21 protein-coding genes are annotated in these 19,377 nt (G+C 68.5%); 9 read left to right on the top strand and 12 right to left on the bottom strand.

Features of this window, described 5'->3' with window-relative positions; translation table 11 throughout:
• Positions 1-91: 91 nt before the first annotated feature.
• Genes ACWEH3_RS07665 through ACWEH3_RS07650 form a run of 4 tightly spaced genes read right to left on the bottom strand, consistent with a single transcriptional unit; the run spans position 92 to position 4,581 of the window.
• Positions 92-1,147, bottom strand: a complete 1,056-nt coding sequence (locus tag ACWEH3_RS07665) for an aminotransferase class I/II-fold pyridoxal phosphate-dependent enzyme (RefSeq protein WP_450022098.1) — start codon at positions 1,145-1,147, stop codon at positions 92-94.
• Positions 1,144-2,178, bottom strand: a complete 1,035-nt coding sequence (locus ACWEH3_RS07660; protein ID WP_450022100.1) for a 3-oxoacyl-ACP synthase III family protein — start codon at positions 2,176-2,178, stop codon at positions 1,144-1,146. Before ACWEH3_RS07660 ends, ACWEH3_RS07665 begins: the two co-directional genes overlap by 4 nt.
• Before the next feature lie 7 nt (positions 2,179-2,185).
• Complete coding sequence (locus ACWEH3_RS07655) at positions 2,186-2,845, bottom strand: SRPBCC family protein (RefSeq protein WP_450022101.1); 660 nt, start codon at positions 2,843-2,845, stop codon at positions 2,186-2,188.
• A 47-nt stretch (positions 2,846-2,892) separates the two neighbouring features.
• Positions 2,893-4,581, bottom strand: coding sequence for a thiamine pyrophosphate-binding protein (locus ACWEH3_RS07650; protein WP_450022103.1), 1,689 nt, complete (start codon positions 4,579-4,581; stop codon positions 2,893-2,895).
• A 136-nt stretch (positions 4,582-4,717) separates the two neighbouring features.
• Between ACWEH3_RS07650 and ACWEH3_RS07645 the strand changes: the two genes are divergently transcribed.
• The 3 genes from ACWEH3_RS07645 to ACWEH3_RS07635 all read left to right on the top strand — a co-directional run bounded on the left by ACWEH3_RS07645 (position 4,718) and on the right by ACWEH3_RS07635 (position 7,087).
• Positions 4,718-5,248 carry an EXLDI protein gene (locus tag ACWEH3_RS07645; protein ID WP_450022105.1) on the top strand — a complete coding sequence of 177 codons (531 nt, stop codon included), beginning with the start codon at positions 4,718-4,720 and terminating at the stop codon, positions 5,246-5,248.
• 103 nt (positions 5,249-5,351) lie between these two features.
• Positions 5,352-6,323 (top strand): ATP-binding cassette domain-containing protein, encoded by a 972-nt coding sequence (locus ACWEH3_RS07640; RefSeq protein WP_450022107.1) that lies wholly within the window; start codon positions 5,352-5,354, stop codon positions 6,321-6,323.
• Positions 6,320-7,087, top strand: coding sequence for an ABC transporter permease (locus tag ACWEH3_RS07635; protein WP_364424778.1), 768 nt, complete (start codon positions 6,320-6,322; stop codon positions 7,085-7,087). The genes ACWEH3_RS07640 and ACWEH3_RS07635 overlap by 4 nt, the downstream gene beginning before the upstream one ends.
• Before the next feature lie 59 nt (positions 7,088-7,146).
• Here the strand turns inward: ACWEH3_RS07635 and ACWEH3_RS07630 are convergent, their stop codons facing one another.
• From ACWEH3_RS07630 to ACWEH3_RS07620, 3 genes are all read right to left on the bottom strand, one after another.
• Positions 7,147-7,881 carry an anti-sigma factor family protein gene (locus ACWEH3_RS07630; protein WP_450022110.1) on the bottom strand — a complete coding sequence of 245 codons (735 nt, stop codon included), beginning with the start codon at positions 7,879-7,881 and terminating at the stop codon, positions 7,147-7,149.
• Complete coding sequence (locus ACWEH3_RS07625; RefSeq protein WP_355071297.1) at positions 7,878-8,414, bottom strand: sigma-70 family RNA polymerase sigma factor; 537 nt, start codon at positions 8,412-8,414, stop codon at positions 7,878-7,880. Before ACWEH3_RS07625 ends, ACWEH3_RS07630 begins: the two co-directional genes overlap by 4 nt.
• 132 nt (positions 8,415-8,546) lie before the next feature.
• Positions 8,547-9,191, bottom strand: coding sequence for a YqgE/AlgH family protein (locus ACWEH3_RS07620; RefSeq protein WP_450022112.1), 645 nt, complete (start codon positions 9,189-9,191; stop codon positions 8,547-8,549).
• A gap of 137 nt (positions 9,192-9,328) precedes the next feature.
• Between ACWEH3_RS07620 and ACWEH3_RS07615 the strand changes: the two genes are divergently transcribed.
• Positions 9,329-10,090, top strand: coding sequence for a lysophospholipid acyltransferase family protein (locus ACWEH3_RS07615; protein WP_450022114.1), 762 nt, complete (start codon positions 9,329-9,331; stop codon positions 10,088-10,090).
• Here ACWEH3_RS07615 and ACWEH3_RS07610 read toward each other — a convergent pair.
• Entirely contained in the window at positions 10,084-10,395 is a 312-nt protein-coding gene (locus ACWEH3_RS07610) for a GNAT family N-acetyltransferase (protein WP_355071301.1), read from the bottom strand. The two genes, ACWEH3_RS07615 and ACWEH3_RS07610, sit on opposite strands and share 7 nt — an antisense overlap.
• Before the next feature lie 159 nt (positions 10,396-10,554).
• On the opposite strand from ACWEH3_RS07610, the gene ACWEH3_RS07605 reads away from it, so the two are divergent.
• Both ACWEH3_RS07605 and ACWEH3_RS07600 read left to right on the top strand, forming a co-directional pair.
• Complete coding sequence (locus ACWEH3_RS07605; protein WP_450022116.1) at positions 10,555-12,144, top strand: alpha/beta hydrolase; 1,590 nt, start codon at positions 10,555-10,557, stop codon at positions 12,142-12,144.
• A gap of 483 nt (positions 12,145-12,627) precedes the next feature.
• Positions 12,628-13,746 (top strand): glycerate kinase, encoded by a 1,119-nt coding sequence (locus ACWEH3_RS07600; RefSeq protein WP_450022118.1) that lies wholly within the window; start codon positions 12,628-12,630, stop codon positions 13,744-13,746.
• On the opposite strand, the gene ACWEH3_RS07595 is transcribed toward ACWEH3_RS07600, so the two are convergent.
• A complete protein-coding gene (locus tag ACWEH3_RS07595; RefSeq protein ID WP_450022120.1) occupies positions 13,743-14,093 on the bottom strand; it encodes a winged helix-turn-helix transcriptional regulator in 351 nt (116 codons plus the stop codon). The genes ACWEH3_RS07600 and ACWEH3_RS07595 overlap by 4 nt on opposite strands.
• A gap of 93 nt (positions 14,094-14,186) precedes the next feature.
• Between ACWEH3_RS07595 and ACWEH3_RS07590 the strand changes: the two genes are divergently transcribed.
• A complete protein-coding gene (locus ACWEH3_RS07590) occupies positions 14,187-15,116 on the top strand; it encodes an NAD(P)-dependent oxidoreductase (protein WP_450022122.1) in 930 nt (309 codons plus the stop codon).
• A 261-nt stretch (positions 15,117-15,377) separates the two neighbouring features.
• The gene (locus tag ACWEH3_RS07585; protein ID WP_450022124.1) at positions 15,378-15,824 is read left to right on the top strand and encodes a nitroreductase family deazaflavin-dependent oxidoreductase; all 447 of its coding nucleotides are present in this window, start codon (positions 15,378-15,380) and stop codon (positions 15,822-15,824) included.
• Between the two features lie 2 nt (positions 15,825-15,826).
• Here the strand turns inward: ACWEH3_RS07585 and aroQ are convergent, their stop codons facing one another.
• Together aroQ and ACWEH3_RS07575 are read right to left on the bottom strand one after the other, a co-directional pair.
• Positions 15,827-16,282 (bottom strand): type II 3-dehydroquinate dehydratase, encoded by a 456-nt coding sequence (aroQ, locus tag ACWEH3_RS07580; RefSeq protein WP_450022126.1) that lies wholly within the window; start codon positions 16,280-16,282, stop codon positions 15,827-15,829.
• 50 nt (positions 16,283-16,332) lie between these two features.
• Entirely contained in the window at positions 16,333-16,932 is a 600-nt protein-coding gene (locus ACWEH3_RS07575; protein WP_450022128.1) for a hypothetical protein, read from the bottom strand.
• Positions 16,933-17,434: 502 nt separating this feature from the next.
• On the opposite strand from ACWEH3_RS07575, the gene ACWEH3_RS07570 reads away from it, so the two are divergent.
• Entirely contained in the window at positions 17,435-18,988 is a 1,554-nt protein-coding gene (locus tag ACWEH3_RS07570) for an NTF2-like N-terminal transpeptidase domain-containing protein (protein ID WP_450022130.1), read from the top strand.
• Here ACWEH3_RS07570 and ACWEH3_RS07565 read toward each other — a convergent pair whose 3' ends face one another.
• Positions 18,989-19,357: a DUF3054 domain-containing protein gene (locus tag ACWEH3_RS07565; RefSeq protein ID WP_450022132.1), complete on the bottom strand. Its 369-nt coding sequence runs from the start codon at positions 19,355-19,357 to the stop codon at positions 18,989-18,991.
• Positions 19,358-19,377 lie beyond the last annotated feature (20 nt).

Here is a 19,377-nt window from a genome sequence, read left to right as displayed (position 1 = left end):
GAGTTCCGATAGCTGCTCGGATGAGTCGTCCGTCCCCCGATCTACGACGGCTGACACAGCAGCGCCGCAAACGGGCCGACGGCCGGTGAACTCAGACAAACCTTTCGCGAAGGGTGCCCTCCGCAGTGAGAGCCTGGAGTACCGCGTCGTCGGACGCCGGGTCGCCGACGGCGATGCGGGCGCTGCCGTCGGCGTAGGACTTCGCGGCTATGCCCGCGCGCCGCAGCGCCGTGTTCGCACCCGGGCCCGGTACGTACAGGAAGTTCGCGTGGCTTTCCGGTATCGCGAATCCATGAGCCAGTAGTGCGCTGCGGAGTGCGTCGCGTCCTTCGGCGATGCGCAGGGTGCGCGCGGCGAGTTCGGGTTCGGCGGCGTACGAGGCGGCGACCGCGGCCACCGCCGCCGCGCTCATCCCGAAGGGCAATTGCAGTGTGCCGATCCTCGCCATCAACTCGGTTCGGCCGAAGGCGTAGCCGATGCGCAGCCCGGCCAAGCCGTACGCCTTCGAAAAGGTACGCAGCACAACAAGGTTGGGATGCTTCGCGATCAGCGCCCGCGGGTCGACGGATGCGGTGGCGCCGAGGAATTCGACGTACGCCTCGTCCAGAACGACCGGGACCCGGCTGGGGACGTCGGACAGGAATGCCTTCAGCTCGTCGGCCGGGACGACCGTCCCGGTGGGATTGTGCGGACGGCACACCACGATCAGCGCGGTGCGACGGTCGACGGCCCGCCGCATCGCCCGCAGATCCTGGTTTCCCGCCGAATCCAGCGGCACCGGCACCGCGGTGACGCCGGTCATCTCCGCCATGATCGGATACCCGTCGAACGTCGGTGCGCTGTAGACGATCTCGTCTCCCGGCGTGGTCAGGGTCTGCAAGATCTGCAGTGCCACGCCGGTCGCCCCCGACCCGACCACCACTTGGTCCGCCCCTACACCGAGGTGCTGGGCGATCAGCGTCGGCAGGCGGCGCGGCAGGAACTCCGGGTATCGATTGGCCTGAGCCAGCGTCATGTGCACGGCTCGCAACACCGAAGGCAGCGGCGGGAACGGATTCTCGCTCAGGGCGAGGTCGAAGCGGGGTGGCACGCGGTGCGTCCGGTAGCGGTGCGACGGCCGGGTGCCGTCGACGACGCGCACGCTCATCGCGCGGCTCCCCAGCGGACGGCGGCCGCGCCCGCGAAGTCGCCCGCGTGCGCGAACGCCGACATCAGGACCAGCGATCCGTTGGGCAGCCGTCCCGCCCGGTTCTCCACATCCAGGGTCACCGGGATGCCCGCGGCGAACAGGTTTCCGCAGGAATCGAAGGTGTCGGGGTGACGGTGCGGCGGGAGTTCCAGCGCGTCGTGCCAGTTGCGCAGGAACAGCCGGTTCGGCTGGTTGGTGACGAACGTGTCGACGTCGCGTCCCCGCACGCCGATCCGATCGCACACCGCGAGGGCGACTTCCGGAACGAGCCGATTGCCCCTGGCGAACACCTTGGTGATCTTGGACTCGGTGAAGCTGACGCAGCCCTGGCCCTCGCCCGGCTCCCAGTACTTGCGCTCGCCGTTGGTGGAGAAGTCCATGTCGCCGGCGAATTCGGGATAGGTCCGGCATTCGATGTCGAGAATCGGCGCGCTGTCGTCCTTGCGGAGCAGTCCGACACCGCAGCCGTCACCGGGCACCGGAGCCTGCGCCAGCTTGCGGATATCGGTCTGGGTGAACACCGGTCCCGCGCAGTTCTGGGTCGCCGCGATCAGCGCGGTGCGGGCGGACGTGGTCTGCAGGATCATCCGGGCCATCGCCATCATGTGCACGAACGCCGCACACCCGCCGTTGTGCACGTCGTAGACGTACGAGGGACGGATGCCGAGCCGTCGCGCCACCTCGGGCCCGCAGCCGAGCACCGGGTTGTCCGGCAGTTGGGTGTGCGTGATCAAGACGTCGACCTCGGCGATCGCGTCGGCGCCGTTGCGTTCGATCAGCGGTGCGACGGCGCGCTCGACCATGTCCACCGCGGTTTCGTCGCGCGCGACGTGGTGGCGGCCCTTGGGCGAGCGGAACATGACGTTCTTCGCCATCCGGTCCGAGCGGGAGAACTGGGTGAAGTATTCGGTACCGACCGGCTCGCCCGGTAGGTACGAGGACACGTCGACGAGACTGACCTCAGGGAGATGTTGTTGCGTGGTGGTCACTCGGGCCTCACTTCATCCAGTCGGGCTTGATCGGCAGGCCGTGCGCGGCCCGGTACTCGCAGATGGCTTTGAGGTTGTCCATCTCCAGCTGATGCCCCGCCGAGAACATCTCCCAGAAGTCGCCGACCCACACCGGCCGGTTCGGGGGAGCGGACTCCGGGTACGGGTTGGCGTCGTAGAAGGGGTGCTTGCAGTTGACCCACAACACCACCGAACCCGGCTTGTTGAACACCAGTTGCGCGTCGACCACGCGCAGCAGGTAGATCATCCACAGGTGCTGTCCCTGATCCCAGGCACAGTGGTAGTCGACGGTCATGGCGTCGGGGTTGGCGACGGTGCGGGTGAAGATCTCGGTCTCCGAGCCCAGCCGGTCGTAGGCCAGCCAGAGTCCGGGTTCGTCGGTCTCCACGAACCCGCGCAGGCTGTAGGTCCACTCCTCCAGCGACCGGGTATCGGCGAGGTATTCGTAGACCTCGCGCGGCGGCGCGTCGATGTACGCCTGCACCGGACAGTATTCGCCGAAGATCTGGTCGTGCGGATACACCGACCGCAGCATGTCCATGATGATCGGCGTGGTCGCGTCCTTGTCGGAGTTCTCGATGCGGAGCACGCCGGGCACGGCCTGTTCCGGGATATCGCTGAGGGCGGGGAGGGAACTGGTGGTCACGGTGATACTCCTTCGGGTGGGCGTCGGCGGGCGCCGCCGCGTGGGGTTCATCGAAGATCGCGGGATTGCTCCACGGCGTTAATGAAGGGCAGGAACGGAGGGATCTCGTCGGGGTCGCATTCGATCGAAAGGAACGACGGCCCATCGGTTTCCAGGCAGCGACGCAGTGTGGCGGCGAGATCGCCGACGGTGCGCACCGAGAACGCGGGCAGACCGGGGAACATCGCGGCGATACCCGCACCCAGGTCGGCCGGGCGGAATCGGTTGAAGCTGTAGCGGTCCCGGTAATACAGCTGCTCCCTGGTCACGCACATGGCGTGCGCGTTATTGTTCAGCACGACGAAGGTGACCGGAAGGGCGTGCTCGATCGCGGTGTGCAACTCCATGCCGTGCATGTAGAACGAGCCGTCACCGGCGATGACCACCGTCCGCCGGACGCCGTCGGTCCGCGCGTGCCGCGCGAAGGCGGACCCGATGCCCGCGCCGAAGGCGTAACCCATTCCGCCCATCCCGAGGGCGACCACGAACCGCCCGTCACGCGGCACCCGGAGGTGGTGCACGACCGACGCGCCGGTGTTGCCCGCGTCGGCGAACACATCGGTGCCCTCCGGCAATGCGGCATCGATCGTCTCGACCACATCCCGGTACCGCAGACCGGGGCCCGAGGAGTCGGGCACCCGCAGCGAAGTCAGCGGTTGCGCCGCGTGCACGCGTTCGGATCCGGTACTGCCGTCGTCCAATTCGTCGGCGAGCTCGGCGAGTGTTCGCGACAGATCGGTACTGGTCGCATGGATGGCGGGCAGATACGGTGGCGCCACGCCGATGCTCGCGACCGTTCTGTCGGCGAGCGCGGCCTCCGAGCCGGCGCGAGTGGTGACCGGCAATCGGGTGCCGACCAGCAAGCACAGGGCCGAGGACCGGATGGCCGCCGCCAGTTCCGGGTGCCCCATGGTGCCCGCGACGCCGCAGAAGGCCGGATCGGCGTTGTCGTAGACGTCCTTCGCGTCCGGCGCGACGCCCACCGCGGCGTCCAGGGCGGTGGCGAGGCGGGCCAGCTCGTCGCGCGCGTCGTCGCGCGCGACCTGATCGCCCGCGATGATCACGATTTTCCCGGTGTGCCGGGCCGTGGCGAGCGCGGCGCGAACACGAGCGAGTCCGGCCCGGTCGGACCGATGTGTCCTGGTGGCGGGACAGAGCGGCGCTATTGGGCCCGCGTCGGCCTGCTGCACGTCTTTGGGCAGCAGCAGCACCGCCGGGCCGCCCCGGCGGGCGGCCTGCACCGCTCTATCCAGCCGATCCGCCAGGTCGGCAGCGGTTTCCACCCGTACGCAATAGGTGCTGACCGCACCGAACAGACGGACCGCATCGATGGCGCCCGCGCGTCCGCTGGTGTCCTGGAAGGCGCCGTTGCCCTCCAGCGCGGTCGGGGGCTGCCCGACCAGGGCGAGTACCGGTACCCGCGACGCGAACGATTCGGCCAGCCCGGCGACGAGATTCATCGCGCCGCCGCCGGAGGTCGCCGCGACCACGCCCAATCCGCCTGTGCCACGGGCATATCCGTCGGCCATGGTCGCCGCGGAGAACTCGTGTTTCGCGACCACGCCGGTGACGTGGTCCGGCGCGTCGAAGATCGCGTCGTACAGGTCCTCGATATTTGCGCCGTCCACTCCGAAGATGTGGCGCACGCCCAACGCCGAAACCGCTTGCACCAGATGGTCCACGACTCGAGTCCGCATCCGCACTCCCTTCCGCTGACGAAATTTCGACTGCGTACACGAGTGATACGGACCCGGTCGCCGAACGGTTCAACGCGGATCGGAAGATGTGCCGAACAACCTTGCGTGTACGTATACATCTACGTATAGTTGGATCATGCCCAACAAGACGATCTACGTTGCCGATGACGACCTCCCGCTCTTTCAGCGCGCGCAGGAGTTGGTCGGCGGCAACCTTTCGGGAGCGGTGGTCACGGCGCTGCGCCGGTTCATCGAACTCGAGGAGGGACGGCTGGAGGGCTATGACGAGATCGTGCTCAAGGTCGGTCGCGACGGTGTGCGACAGGTCCGCTTCTCCGGGTCCCTGCTAGGGGAGTGGCACGAGGTGAACGATACGCGGATCGAGCACATCCAGGTGTATCGCAGCCGCAAGGGCAAATTCGTGATGCACGCCCAGTATTCGAACTGGGACGAGTATCCCGCCGAGGTGGGTACGAATTGGCTCAAGGACTGGCGAGACCCGAAAAGCTGGCGGCGTTTGCTCGGCGTCGGACAGCAGGACTGGGGTGACTTCATCTTCGTCGTGGTGGACTCCCTCGACGAGTTGAAGGACCGGCTGCCCGACAAGCTCTACCGGCGGGTGGTCGACGTGGCCGAAGGGCCGAAGATCGAGGATCTGGATATCTAACCGCCGCAACCGAATCGACTGACGCCGCGCCCCAAAAGGGGTGCGGTGTCGAAAAAACATGCCCATATGCGCATAGTGAAATTTATGTCAGAAAGGAAAGGCCATGGTGAACGGCCATCGCGTGCCCGCAGTCTCGGTGCGCGGCCTGCGGAAATCGTTCGGCGAGCAGGTCGTGCTCGACGGGATAGACCTCACCGTCCCGGAGGGAACGGTCTTCTCGCTGCTCGGGCCGAACGGCGCGGGCAAGACCACCACCGTGCAGATCCTGACCACACTGATCCATCCCGACGCGGGCGAAATCCGGGTGGGCGGCCATGATCTCACCGCCGAGCGCAAGCAGGTACGCGCGCGGATCGGCGTGACCGGGCAGTTCTCGGCGGTCGACGAACTGCTCACCGGCCGGGAGAACCTGCTGCTGATGGGCGATCTGCATCATCTGTCCCGGCGGGACAACCGCAGGCTGGCGGCGGATCTGCTGGAGCGCTTCGACTTGGTCGACGCGGCGGACAAGACGGCGTCCACCTATTCCGGCGGCATGACCAGGCGCCTCGATCTGGCCATGACGCTGGTCGGCGATCCGCGCATCATCTTCCTCGACGAGCCGACCACCGGGCTCGATCCACGCAGCAGGCGAGCGATCTGGGACATCATCCGTGGGCTGGTCGACGATTACCGCGTCACGGTCTTCCTCACCACCCAGTATCTGGAGGAGGCCGACCAGCTCGCCGATCGCATCGCGGTGCTCGACCGAGGCAAGCTCGTCGCCGAAGGCACCGCGGCGGAGTTGAAGCGGCTGGTGCCGGGCGGCCACATCCGTCTGGAATTCGCCGATCGAGCCGCCTTGACCGCGGCGGCCGACGCGCTCGGCGCCGTGACCCCGCCGCCGGACGACGACGAGGACCTCACCCTCGCGGTGCCCAGCGACGGCGGCGTGAAATCCCTGCGCGCCGTGCTGGACCGGCTCGACGACGAGCGAATCGAGGTCGAGGGCCTCGCTGTGCACACCCCCAACCTCGACGACGTCTTCCTCACCCTCACCGGCCACCCCACGACCGAAAAGGAACCCGTGCGATGAGCATGTCCTACGCCCTCGCCGACTCGGCGACCATGCTGCGGCGCAATCTCGTGCGTGCCAAGCGCTATCCGAGCATGACCTTCGGCGTCATCGTGATGCCGACGGTGCTGTTGCTGGTGTTCAACTTCGTATTCGGTGGCGCGCTGGAGAAGTCGTCCGGCGGAAACTACATCGACTATCTCGCGCCGGGCATGCTGCTGATGATTCCGGCGTACATGACGGTCTCGGTCGCGGTGGCGGTCGCCACCGACACGACCAAGGGCATCGTGAACCGGTTCCGCACCATGGACATCGCGCAGTCGGCCATGCTGACCGGTCACGTGGTCGGCGCGCTGATCCAGGCGTTGATCGGCATCGCCGCGATGGCGGGCGTCGCACTGCTCATCGGCTTCCGCCCGAACGCGAACCCGGTCGAGTGGCTCGCCGTGTTCGCGCTGCTCGCGTCGGTGATGTTCGCGCTCACCTGGCTGTCGGTGGCGCTCGGCCTGCTCGCGCCGACCCCCGAAAGCGCGAGCAACTCGCCCTTTCCGCTGGTGATGCTGCCGTTCCTCGGCAGCGGCCTGGTCGCCACCGACACCATGCCCGCCGGGTTGCGTCAGTTCGCCGAATACCAGCCCTTCACGCCGTTCACCGAGACCATCCGTGGCCTGCTGATGGGCACCGAGATCGGCGCCAACGGGATCATCTCGCTCGCCTGGTGCGTCGGGCTGGCGGCGGCCGGGTACCTGTGGTCGTCCTCGATCTTCCGGCGGCAGACGCGCTGAACCGGTCGCCGACGCAGAAATCCCCCGCGGGCAGCGCCTGGCGGGGGATCGCTCGTTGCTCAGACCGTGCCGGTGAGCAGAACCTTCCCGGTATTCGCCGCGCGGATCTCGACCGAGCGGACCTGGTCGGGCTTGCCCTCGATGGTCTGGTCGATGGTCAGCTCGGTGCCGGGGCTCGCGGGCCACTGGCCGAGCTGCTGCTGCTGTCCGTTGATCCGGGTGGCGTACAGCACGAGATTCGCGTTGTAGGGCAATGGCTGGCCGGGGGGATAGCTGCAGGTCATCACGAGTCGCGTCTGGTCACCCGCCGGGATGAGCTTGAAGCTCGCCGAGACCGGAGTCGGCTCGACCGGCGTCATCTGACGTTCGGCGAACGCCTGCTCGCTGGTGCCCGGCCCCGGCGCGGTGTGCGTTCCGGACACCGTTACCGCGATCGGAACCGCGATCGCCACCGCGGCCGCGGCCGAGGCCACCGCGATGCCGACCGACGCCCACCCGCTGCGTCTGCGGCGCCGCTCGGCCGCGTCGGCCAGCCGCGATGGCGGCGGAAACTCGGGCATCGGCGGTAGCGGTGGCTCCGGCGCGGCGTGCGCGGGCGGCTCGATCATCGTCGTCGCGATGTCGGCATCCACGAGGGCGAGCATGCCGGGCAAGCCCGCCAGCTCGGCCACGGAGGCCCGACAGTCGGGGCAGCTCGAGAGATGGCTCTCGTACTGCAGACGCTCGTGGCGGGTCAGCGACCCGAGCACGTACGGGGCGTCCCACGTGCTGAAATCGTCGGTGATATCTGTCACTGGTTTGTCACCCCCATCTCCTGTAATGCCAGGCGCAATGCGCGCATACCGTAATGCATCCGGGACTTCACCGTGCCCGCGGGAACGTCGAGTTCCTCGGCGATCTGGTGGGTCGACAGTCCCCGGTAGTAGGCCCGCACGATCACCTCGCGATGATCGGCGCTGAGCCTGCCGAGCGCGTCGGCGACCAGCCAGCCGTCCAGCGCGCGGTCGGACTGGTCCGGGGTCGCCCGCTCGGGCGGGTTGTCGGTGCGGAACTCGCGCCTGCTGCGGGCGCTGCGGTGCTCATCCACGGCGAGATTGCGCGCCACGGTGAACAACCACGCCCGCGCCGACGTGGTGGACTGATCCAGGACGTTCGGGCGTTGCCATGCCCGCAGCAACGTTTCCTGCACGATGTCCTCTGCCCGTCCCGGGTCCCGAACCAGGCCGAGCGTGTACCGCCACAAGGGGGTGGCGTGTTCGCGATAGAGAGCCCGCATCAATTCGGATTGATCGTCGGGCTGTCCCGTCTCGCCACGTTTCTTGCGCACAACTGGATACCTCTCCGCTCGAGTTGCGGGGCCGGTCGGTGGGCGCACCCGATGCGTCACCCATGCTTTCGCCGGTTCAGTTGTCGTGTCTCATGCCGTGTCTCCTTCGATCCTTTCGAGGAGTACACGTGCTCAGTTGCGTTCGAGTTCAATCGGGTGTGTCGCGAGCAGGGACAGCGGGAGCGGCTGGCGGCGCAGTACGTGCGCCCACAGGTCGGGGCGGCCGGTGCTGATCGGATCGGACGGCAGGGCCGACAACACGATCCAGTCGTCGTTCTCCAACTCGCCCTCCAGCTGCCCGAAGGTCCAGCCCGCGTACCCCGCGAAGATCCGGATGCCCTCGACCAGCGGGCCGACCCGCTCGGGGTCGGCGTCCAGGTCGACCAGGACGACGCGTCCGTCGATGCGGCGCAGCCCGGGGACGCCGTCGATCCGAGCGCCCACCCGGACCGTGCCCAGGCACAGTGCGGCGTCCCGTTTCACCGGTCCGCCGATGAACAGCGTGCGTGGGGCCGCGACCGCGTCGGTCCAGCGCGGCAGCACCTCGTGCACGGCCGTGTCGCTCGGGCGGTTCAGCACGACGCCGAGACTGCCCGCCTCGTTGTGCTCGATGATGTAGACGACGGTGCGCCGGAAGGTCGGCTCGACCAGTTCGGTGGCCGACACCAGCAGCGTCCCGGCACGAACCACCTGCTCACCGTGCCGGAAATCGCGTCGCCTGCGGTCGCCGTGCCCGCCGCGAGTCTTCCGATCGTCCGGGTCTTCTGCGCGTGCCACTCCGACATCATCGCAGCTGTTCGCCCACAATGCGCCTTCTGCGGCCCACTTGTGTGTTCCGGATTTGCCGAACGGGTCGCGGACCGGGCGTCGGACGTCACGTTGCGCCACCGCCGCCACATCGTAGAGTCCACGTCATGGAACTGCCCGAGGTGCGCCTCGAGAACAACGCCGCCGTGTACGACTTCTATCGCGAGCACCGCCAGAACCGTCTGAAGGCATGGGGTGCGTACGCCATTCTCGGCCGCCGCTACCATCCGCGCGTCACCTACGCCGAGGGCGCGCGCGAAGCGCTCCGCACGGTGATCAGGCAGAACAGGCCGCTGCTGATCGCGATCAACCACCTTTCCGAGAGCGATCCGTACACCGTGGCGGCGGCCGCGTGGCGCAGCGGACTACGCCGGGTGATCGGCCGGGTGCGCGTGCTGGCCAAGGACGAACTGTTCGCCGACCCCGATCAGCGGCGCAAGATCGACATGATGGGCGGCATCCCGGTGTTCCGTGGCAAGGACCACGGCCTTCGCGCGGTGAACGCCGCTGGACAACTCATGATGGACGTCTGCGCGGAGCGGATGGCCCGCGGCGACGGCATCGCGGTGTTCCCCGAGGGCACCTGCAACGACGTGGACCCCTCCCGCGTGCAGGCGGTGGGCAGCGGCATCGGGCACATCGCCTTCCGGGCGATGAAACTCGGCGCCGAGCCCGTGCTGGTGTCCATGGCGCTGAGCTACGGTCCGCGCACGGACCCGGCGGTGCAGCCGACGAAGGAGGAGGCCAAGGGAGCCAGCTTCTACTTCAATGTCCCGGTGCTCGATTTGCCGCCCCGGCCCGGCGACATCGCCCGGCTGGTGCGCACCGATCTGCAGCAGGCGCTCGACGGCGCTGTCGCGGCCTACTGAGGCAGGTTCAGCCGGTCGCGCGCCCAGTGCGGCACCATCACCAGGTATTCGGGGCGGGTCTCGATGAAGTGGTGGACCGCCCGGCACATGGGCAGCGCGCCGAGCTTGTCGTCGCGGGTGCTGTCGAGGGCGGTCTCGATCAACAGCCGCGCATAGCCCTGCCCCTCGTAGCGCGGATAGATCTCGGTGTGCACGAACGCGCGCTCGGAGGCCGTGTCCTGGTATTCGGCGTAGCCGGCGATCGCACCGTCGACGTAGATCTCGAAACGTTCCAGTGCGGTGTTGTTGCTGACCTCGGTCGACATGGCTCGACGCTACTCTGTGCGCCGGTATCCCGGTAAATCACGCTCACAGCGGGGCGGAATCCCGCCACCGACTTGTCTGTCCGGGCGGGCCTGCGCAGAATGCTCTTGGTCGGGTCCGTCGTCGCGCGCGAGCGGGCAGGCTCGGGGAGGTACCGGAATATGTTGAGGACACCGCGGGTTTCGCGGGTCGCGGCCGCCGTGGTCGCCGTGGGCCTGCTCGGTGGATCGATCGCCGCAGGCGTCGCGGACGCCGCGCCGGGAGTCGCGTTCGGCAAGTGCCCCGAGGGTTCCGTGCCCGCCGATCGGGGCGTGCAGTGCGCCGTGGTGAGCGTGCCGATGAACTACGCCGACCCGGATGGCGCGAAGATCGAGCTGACGGTCAGCCGCATCGCGGCTACCGGCCAGCGGGAAGGTGTGCTGTTCGCCAATCCCGGTGGGCCGGGCGCGGATGCGCTGGACTATTGGGCGCGCCGGTTGGACGTGCTCCCCGCCGCGCTGGCCGAGCATTACGACCGGATCGCCGTCCAGCCGCGCGGACTGCGTTGGGCGACACCGCTGCAATGCGGCACGAGCACGAAGAACGGGGAGGGGCAGCAGGTCTCGCTCGGCGGCGGCAACCGCGACGAGATCAAGAAAGCCTGTGACGCGGCGCAGCCCGGCTACCTGGACACCATCACCACCGAGAGCACCGCGCGCGACCTCGACGCCGTGCGTTCCGCGCTCGGCCTGGAACGGATCGCCTACCTCGGCACGTCCTACGGCACCTACCTCGGCGCGGTGTACGCGGCACTGTTCGGCGACCACGTGGACCGGATGATCCTGGACTCCAACGTCAATCCGCACTGGGTGTGGACCGAGGAGTTCGCCCAGCAGCAGGTCGCGGGCAAACAGCGCCTGGACGATCTGTTCGCCTGGATCGCCGACCACGACGGCGAATACCACCTCGGCGACACGGCGTTGCAGGTCTACCGCACCTGGGTCCGGCTGGCCGCAGGCCAGGGCGGCGGTTGGTACGCCAACCTGACCCCGCCGCCCGCGAGCATCGCCGACCTGCCCGGCGTGCTGCCGGAGCCGTTGGCGGAGATCGCCCGGGACGGCTACACCGGCAGCGTAGAGCAACTCGGCAAACTGCAGAATTTGTTGCGCACCTTGATGAGCGGCGGTGTTTCCGCGCAGGTGCCGTTGCTCGGCGCCACCACCGTGGCCACCTATACCCGCACCTTCTGGCCCACCTTCGCCCGCGCGATGGCCGACGCCGCTGCCGACCCGGCGAACGTGCAGCGTCTGCGGGCCATCGAGGGCGCTACCTCGACCGACCCCACCGGGCGGTTCGTGTTCAGTGCCATTACCTGTAACGAGAACGCCGTGGCAGGCAGGCCGGAACTGCTCGGCGCGGCGGCAGGCACCATCGCCTCCGGCGGCAACGCCATGGACGCGCGCGCCGACCTGGTGCGCTCGGGGATGGCCTGTGGTTCCTGGAAACCCGTGACGAAACCGGTGCCGATCACGGGCGCCGGGCTGCGCACCCCGCCCCTGGTACTGCAGAGCCGCAACGACGCGCTGACCAAGTACGAAGGCGGCCCGGCCATGGCCACGGCGCTGGGCGGCGCGCTGGTCGTCGTGGACGGCGGCGACCACGGCACGTTCGGTCGCGGCAATCCGGCGGTGGACGAGGCCGTGCTCACCTACTTGCGCACCGGGAAGGTCGGCGTCACACGGGCCGACGAGGCTCCGCTGCCCACACGCTGAGAGTCCGACCCCCACGAAAGTGGTTCGTGACTGCTGTCCGACATCACGAACTGGGACTCATGGCGGCGTGAAAGCCCGGTCGGCGGCCTCGGCGCCGAATTCGTGGCCCGGCTCCGCCTCCCGCCAGGTAGGCAACCCGCACTCGCTCCCGTGGCGGCCGAGCCTTTCGCCGGCGGCCGGTGGTCCTCACCACGGTCGCGAACTCGTCATCTCGATCGCGCCGACGCTGTCCTCGCGCGCTGTCGATCCGGCCCGCGGGGTCGATCGGAGCGCGGCGACCGGCGTGCAGCTCCGGATGTTCGTTCCCGGTCGACGCCGGTGCGATTCACGTCGCGCAGTTCAGCGATATCCGCCGGTCCGGACACCGGTTCACCGCTTCGTGTGCGGAATCCGCGCTTCTCCGAGGTCGGCGAAGGCCCACGACGACGGCTGTGGCTGATGTGTCGTGGTGCGACCGGTCCGGTCGCGTCCGAGAATGTGAGGATGACACCCGCTGCGCGAGTCATCCTCGCTCCGGACAAGTTCAAGGGGTCGCTCGCCGCGCCCGAGGTGGCGGCGGCGCTGGCTGACGGTTTGCGGCGGAGCGCGCCGGAGACCGAGATCCGGCAGCTGCCGGTCGCAGACGGCGGTGACGGCACGGTCGAGGCGTTCGTCGCGGCGGGTTGGGCGCGGGTGGAGGTGACCGCTCCGGGGCCGACGGGGGTTCCGCGTCGCACATCCTATGCCCGGCACGGTGCGACCGCGGTCGTCGAACTGGCAGCCGTGGTCGGTCTGGCGATTCTGCCAGAGGGTCGGCTGGACCCGTTGGGCGCGAGCACATATGGGCTCGGCGTGGTGTTGGCGCATGCCATGGAGCACGGCGCGACCGACATCGTGCTCGGTCTCGGTGGCAGCGCCTCCACCGACGGCGGCGCGGGCATGGTGCAGGCGCTCGGCGTCCGTGTCCTGGATGCCGACGGACAGGAATTGCCGAGCGGTGGAGCGACTTTGGCCCAGGCCGCGAGTCTGGACCGCTCCGGCTTGCACCCCGGTGTCGCCGGTACGACATTCACGCTGGCCTGTGACGTCGACAATCCGCTACTCGGGCCGACCGGCGCGGCGGCGGTGTACGGGCCGCAGAAGGGCGCAGGGCCCGCCGAGGTCGATGCCCTCGAATCCGCCCTCGACACTTGGGCGCAGCTCGTCGGCCCGGAGTTCGCGCGGCTGCCCGGCGCGGGCGCGGCGGGCGGTACCGGTTTCGGCGCGCTCGCCGTGCTCGGCGCGCGGGTCCGCAGCGGTATCGAGGTCGTGCTCGAACTGCTCGATTTCCCCGCCCTGCTCGCTACCGCCACCCTCGTGGTCACCGGTGAGGGATCGCTCGATCGGCAGAGCTTGCACGGCAAAGCGCCGGTCGGCGTGTGCACGGCCGCGCGTAAGGCCGACGTCCCGGTGATAGCCGTGGCGGGCCGCACGCTGCTCACGCCCGACGAGATCCGGGCCGCGGGCTTCGCGGACTGCTACGCGCTCGCCGCTCTGGAACCCGACCCGGAACGGTCGATGGCAGAGGCGGCGTCGCTGCTCCGACGCGTCGGCGCGCGGATCGCCGACGACCGGCTGGATTAGCTCGCCGACGCCAGCGTGCCGGCGGCCAGTTGGTGCTTGTGCCGGTCGCCCCATTCCTCGAGCGGGCGCAGCGCCACGGCCAACTCCTCGCCGAGCGGCGTGAGCGAGTACTCCACCCGGGGCGGGACCTCGGGATAGACCTCGCGGTGCACCACACCGCTGGCCTCGAGCTGACGCAGGTTCTCGGCGAGCACCTTCTCGCTGACTCCGTCGAGCAGCTTGCGGATCCGGCCGAAGCGCTGGGGCCCGATGCCGAGCACCCACATCAGGTGCATCTTCCACTTGCCGCCCACGACATCGATCGCGACCGTCATGCCGCACACTTCATGATCCGCGTCACTGCTCATGCCCACCGCGCTCCTCTGACCTCGTTTCGAACCCCGAGGTGAGCAACCGCACCTCCACGTTCGGTCTTCCCGACTCTACCTGCGGGAACGACGATGAATTCCGGCGCCGACGCAAGTAACCGACGAGAATCGAAGGGACACATCATGTCCGAACAGACCACCGCCCGCGCTGTCTCCGTCGTCGGCCTCGGGCCGATGGGGCAGGCGATGGTCCGGGCCTTCCTGGCCGCGGGCGTCGAGGTGACGGTGTGGAACCGCAGCCCCGAGAAGGCCGACGCCATGGTCGAGATCGGCGCGAAGCGCGCCGCGACCGTCGCCGCCGCCCTCGATGCCAACGAAGTCACCGTGCTCAGCCTGACCCACTACGCGGCGATGTACGACGTGCTCGGTCCGGCGACCGGCCACCTCGACGGCAAGGTGATCGCGAATCTGTCCTCCGATTCGCCGGAGCAGGCCCGAAAGGGCGCGGCGTGGGCCCGCTCGCACGGCGCGCAGTTCCTCTCCGGCGGCGTCATGTCGGCGGGGGACAACATCACGCATCCGGCGTCCTACATCTTCTACAGCGGCCCCCGTGCGGTGTTCGACGCCCACGCCGAGCTGCTGCGCCCCTTGAGCCCGCAGGAGTACCTCGGCGCGGACGACGGCCTGGCGCAGATCTTCTACCAGGGGCTGCTGACCATCTTCCATCCCTGGTTGCTCGCCTTCGACCAGGCCACGGCGATGATCGATCGGTCGGGTCACGACGTCGCGGCGTTCGTTCCGTTCGCGATCCGCTCGGCCGCCGCCTTCCCCTACTTCATGGAGGAGCACTCGGTCGCCAACAAGAACGGCGGCTGGGCGTCATTGGCCGGTCTGAAGATGATGGACGCGGGCGCGCAGCACGTTATCGACGCGAGCGAGGAGATCGGCGTCGACGCCGTCCTCTCGCACACCGCCCAGGGGCTGTGGCGCAAGGCCATCGCCGCCAGCGAGCGGGCCGGAAAACCCATTTCCACCTACGCCCTGCTGCGCGACCCCGCCTGACGTCGCGGAGTCGGCCGGGTCCTCGCACTGTCGACGCGAGGACCCGTCTTCTGCTTTCGCAGGGCTTGATATGCAGCCTTGTGGTTGCCTATTGCTGGCCCAGCATCCTCTCCAACCTCAAAACCCTCCTGGAAACCGGCGAACCCCTCCCGGCCCCATAGGCCTCCGGGAAACACGAAGAGAGCAGTGCTCTTGACTTCCTCGCGCCCTTCGTGGAACACTTCTCTCTATAGAGAGCAGTGCTCACAACAAGGAGTAGTCATGGACCTCAACACCCGCTACGTCGGCCCCGCCGGATTCGACGCGGTCTTCAACCGGATCGCCAACCTGCTGCCCAAGCTGGGCATCAGCGTGATGGGGTCGCGGCTGCTCGCGGTGCGCGGGCGCAAGAGCGGGGAATGGCGCACGACGATGGTGAACCTGATGGTGCGCGAGGACGGCGAGCGCTTCCTCGTCGCGCCGCGCGGGCACACGCAGTGGGTGCGCAACCTGCGCGTGGCGGGCGGGGGCGAGCTGCGGCTCGGCCGCAAGGTCGAGGTGTTCACCGCCACCGAGGTGCCCGATGCCGACAAGGTGCCGCTGCTGCGCCTCTACCTGCGGAAGTGGGGCTGGGAGGTCGGCAAGTTCTTCGAGGGCGTGACCAAGGACGCCACCGATGCGGAACTCGCCGCCATCGCGCCGGGGTTCCCGGTCTTCCAGCTGAAGTGAGCTCAGCGCGAGCGGGCCAGGAATTCGATGGCGGCGGCGTAACCCTGGATGCCCATTCCCGCGACCACGGCGGTCGCGATCGGAGAGATGTAGGAGTGGTGCCGGAACTCTTCGCGTGCGTGCACGTTGCTGATGTGCACTTCGACGATCGGGAGTTCCGGGATCACCAGCGCGTCGCGGAGCGCCACCGAGGTGTGGGTGAGGCCGCCGGGGTTGATCACGATGCCCGACTCGGCGCCGCGCGCCCGGTGGATGCGATCGATCAGCGCGCCTTCGGAGTTGGACTGGAAGGCGACGATCTTCCGGTCGAACTTCGCCGCGGTCCGTTCGCACAACTCCACGACGTCCTCCAGCGTCGCCGACCCGTACACCTCCGGCTGCCTGGTGCCGAGCATGTTGAGGTTCGGGCCGTTCAGAACCAGGATCGGGCCCGGCGTCGCGTCCGCGGTCACAGCCATGCACGGCAAGATACCGCGTCACACCGCGCCGCCCGACCGGGCCCGACCGGCTACAGCCCCTGCGGGCCTTCCGAACGCAGGTCGTCGACCTTGCGCATGGCTTCGCGCAATTCCTCGAGCCACGTCTCCGCGTGCTTGCCCGCCAGTTTCACCGTCCAGGCGAGGGCGTCGGCGCGGGAACGGGCGACGCCCGCGTCGACCAAGGTGTCGAGCACTTTGCGTTCCGGCTGACGCAACCGGGTCATCACGGGCACGGCGAGGTGGGTGAACAGAATCCGTTCCCCGTCCACCGAGACGCCCCAGGCCACATTGCGCCGGTAGCGGTGCTGCGCTTCGTTCGCGATCTGCATCCGGGCGGGCCGGGTGGACTCGCGGAACCGGGCGACCGCTCCTTCCTTGGTCGCGCGGGGAACCTCTTCGGTCGAGGCTTCGGAATCGTCGGCGTCCGGCTTCTTCTCCGGCTGCGGAATCGGCAGCTCACCGATGACGACGATTTCGTCCCGGTCGATCTCGATCACCGGCGGACCGGTGAACCAGTCACTTGGCAATCTTCCGGCGAACCAATCGGGTACGTCCGACGGGTCCGGCAGGTCGGCTTGCTGCCAACCGCCCGTTCGTCCGAAACCCCGGCCGCGGTGTGCGTTTCTCATGGCGGGTCACCTACTTATCGTGATGCGTTGCTTTCAGTGATTACAAGATTACGTCGCAAACTACGCGGGGGAGTTGCGCTCAGTGCGAACAAGGGTCCGGTTGCATCGATCCGCACCCGTGGGGGTATTTATTGATACGAAACGTCGAGTCGGGTGGTAACCGCGCGACTTTTCGAGAAGGCCGGTACGGTAGCGGCGCCGGTTGCCGCCGACCGGCTGGACGATGATCATGAAAGGCCCCCCGAGATGCATGATCCCGGGGCAGAATTGGGATGCTGAGCATGGGTAACGTCCGCGCTACGGAGGCATCGCGGTCTGGTCTTTTTCGGGTACGGTGGTCTTGTTACTGGAGTGACAAGAGTGAAGAGTGGGCGACATGGACGTGTGGGGATCCCGCCGCTTTCGTGTTCGCGGCGCAATGGCACTCATGGGGGTGGCGGCGCTCGCGCTCGGGATCGGGTCGTGCGGGATACACGAGAAGCAGAATGAAGCGGAAGCGGTCGTGGAGCGCTTCACGGACCTGCTCGACGATCAGGACTACACCAAGGCGGCAGACCTGACGTCGTACCCCATCGCGGCCACAGCAACTCTGAAGCAAATGTTCGAGGGCTTGCAGGGCGCCAAGGTCGACTACCGCAAGACCCAGTTCATCGGTCTGGACGCGCAGTCGGCGATCTTCAGCATGGACGTCGAGTGGAGCTTCGGCGAGCGCAAGACCTGGAATTACAGTCTCGAGGGCAACGTCCGCAAACTCGCCATCGGCTGGCGGATCTCCTGGGAACCCGCGGTCGTGATGCCGCAGCTGGCGCACAACCGGACGGTGCGGCTGGTGCGCACCTATCCGACGCCGGCGCCGCGGGTCAACGACATCGCCGGTGAACCGCTGATGACCGAGCAGACCATCAACGTCGTCAAGCTCGATCCCGCCAAGATGCCGGACCCGGTCGCGTCGACCGACGCGCTGGCCAAGGCCATCGAGCCGGTCGCGCCGCTGATCACCGGGCCGGCGCTGATGCAGCAGCTGGCCACCTCGCAGGGCAAGCCGATTATCGCGGTGAACTTGCGCGAGGGGGATTTCGCGATCCTGGAGCCGCGGATGGCGCCGATACCCGGTGTGGTGATGGAGAAGCAGCCACGGCTGATCTCCGCCGACCGCCGGGTCTGGTCGCCGATGCTGGACGCGCTGCGCAAGGTGCAGCAGGAGAGTCAGGAAGCGCATTCCGGGTGGGGCGTGCAGCTGTTCGAGCAGGACGGGCGGTTCATCACGCAACTCGCCGGTCAGCAGGGCCCACCGGGACCGGACATCGCGGGCACGATGGACCAGCGCCTGCAACGTGCCGCCGAGGACGCGGTGGTCAGCGTGCCCACGCAGGCCTCGATCGTGGCGATCCAGCCGTCCACGGGGGCGGTGGTTGCGGTCGCGCAGAACAGCCAGGCCAGTGAGCACGGCTCGGTGGCGTTCACCGGACTGTATCCGGTGGGCGGCAACATGGACCTGTTCCGCGCCGTCGCGGCGTCGGCGAAGAACAAAGCCCCGCAAGATGTCTCGGTGCAGGACGCGGCCGAGGCGGCGACCGCGCTCGGCGTCGGCATCGACTTCAAGGTGCCCGGCCTCGACGAGGTGACCGGTCGCCTGGCCATCGCGGGGCGCAGCGCCGAGCAGGTGCTCCAAGGCGGTGGTTCGGATGCCGTCCTGGCCAGCCCGTACGGCATGGCCATCGCCGCGGCCGCGATCGCGCGCGGGGCCGTGCCGCCGCCGATGATCGAGGCCGGACGCCCGAGCGCCACCGACGCCCGGCTCGACCCGCTGCCGCCGCAGACCGCCGACCGGCTGCGCGGCATGCTGCGCGACGCCACGAACGCCCCGGAACTGGCGAGCGTACGCCGCTACCGCGACGTCGCCGCGTTCGCCGCGACCGCGGGTCCGGACGGGTGGCTGATCGGGTCGATGGGCGATCTGGTCTTCGCGATCCACATCAACGACGTGGACAGCAAGGACGCGACCGCGCGGATGGCGGCCAGGATGCTGCAGGCGCTGGCTACTCCGGAGCCGTGATCACCGCACGGCTTTGTACACCGCGCGCCAGCCGAGCAGGAACACCGCGAGCACCACACCGGCGACCAGCACGAAGCTGACCGCTGTGCCCTGACCGCTGACCACGCGCAGCAGCATGCCCCCGACCAGGGTGCACGCCCAGATCACGACTCCGGCGGGCCACAGCGGGGTGATGTCGAAGCGCCCGCTGCCCGCGGCGGCGCGCCACCGGAGCGCCACGACCAGCCAGCCGACGACCAACCCCGTCGCGAACGGCCACACGGTGCGCAGCAGCCCGGCGAGCACCGCTTCGTCGTGGCTGCGCCTGCCGATCGCGCAGAAGACGACGACGAGCAGCGCATCGACCACGAAGGGCACTGGTTTCCTCACGCGGGCCAGCGTAACGGCAG

This window comes from Nocardia sp. NPDC004718 (assembly GCF_053601535.1).
The sequence above is the reverse complement of the archived record's forward strand: the minus strand, read 5'-3'. Positions and strand labels throughout refer to the sequence as shown.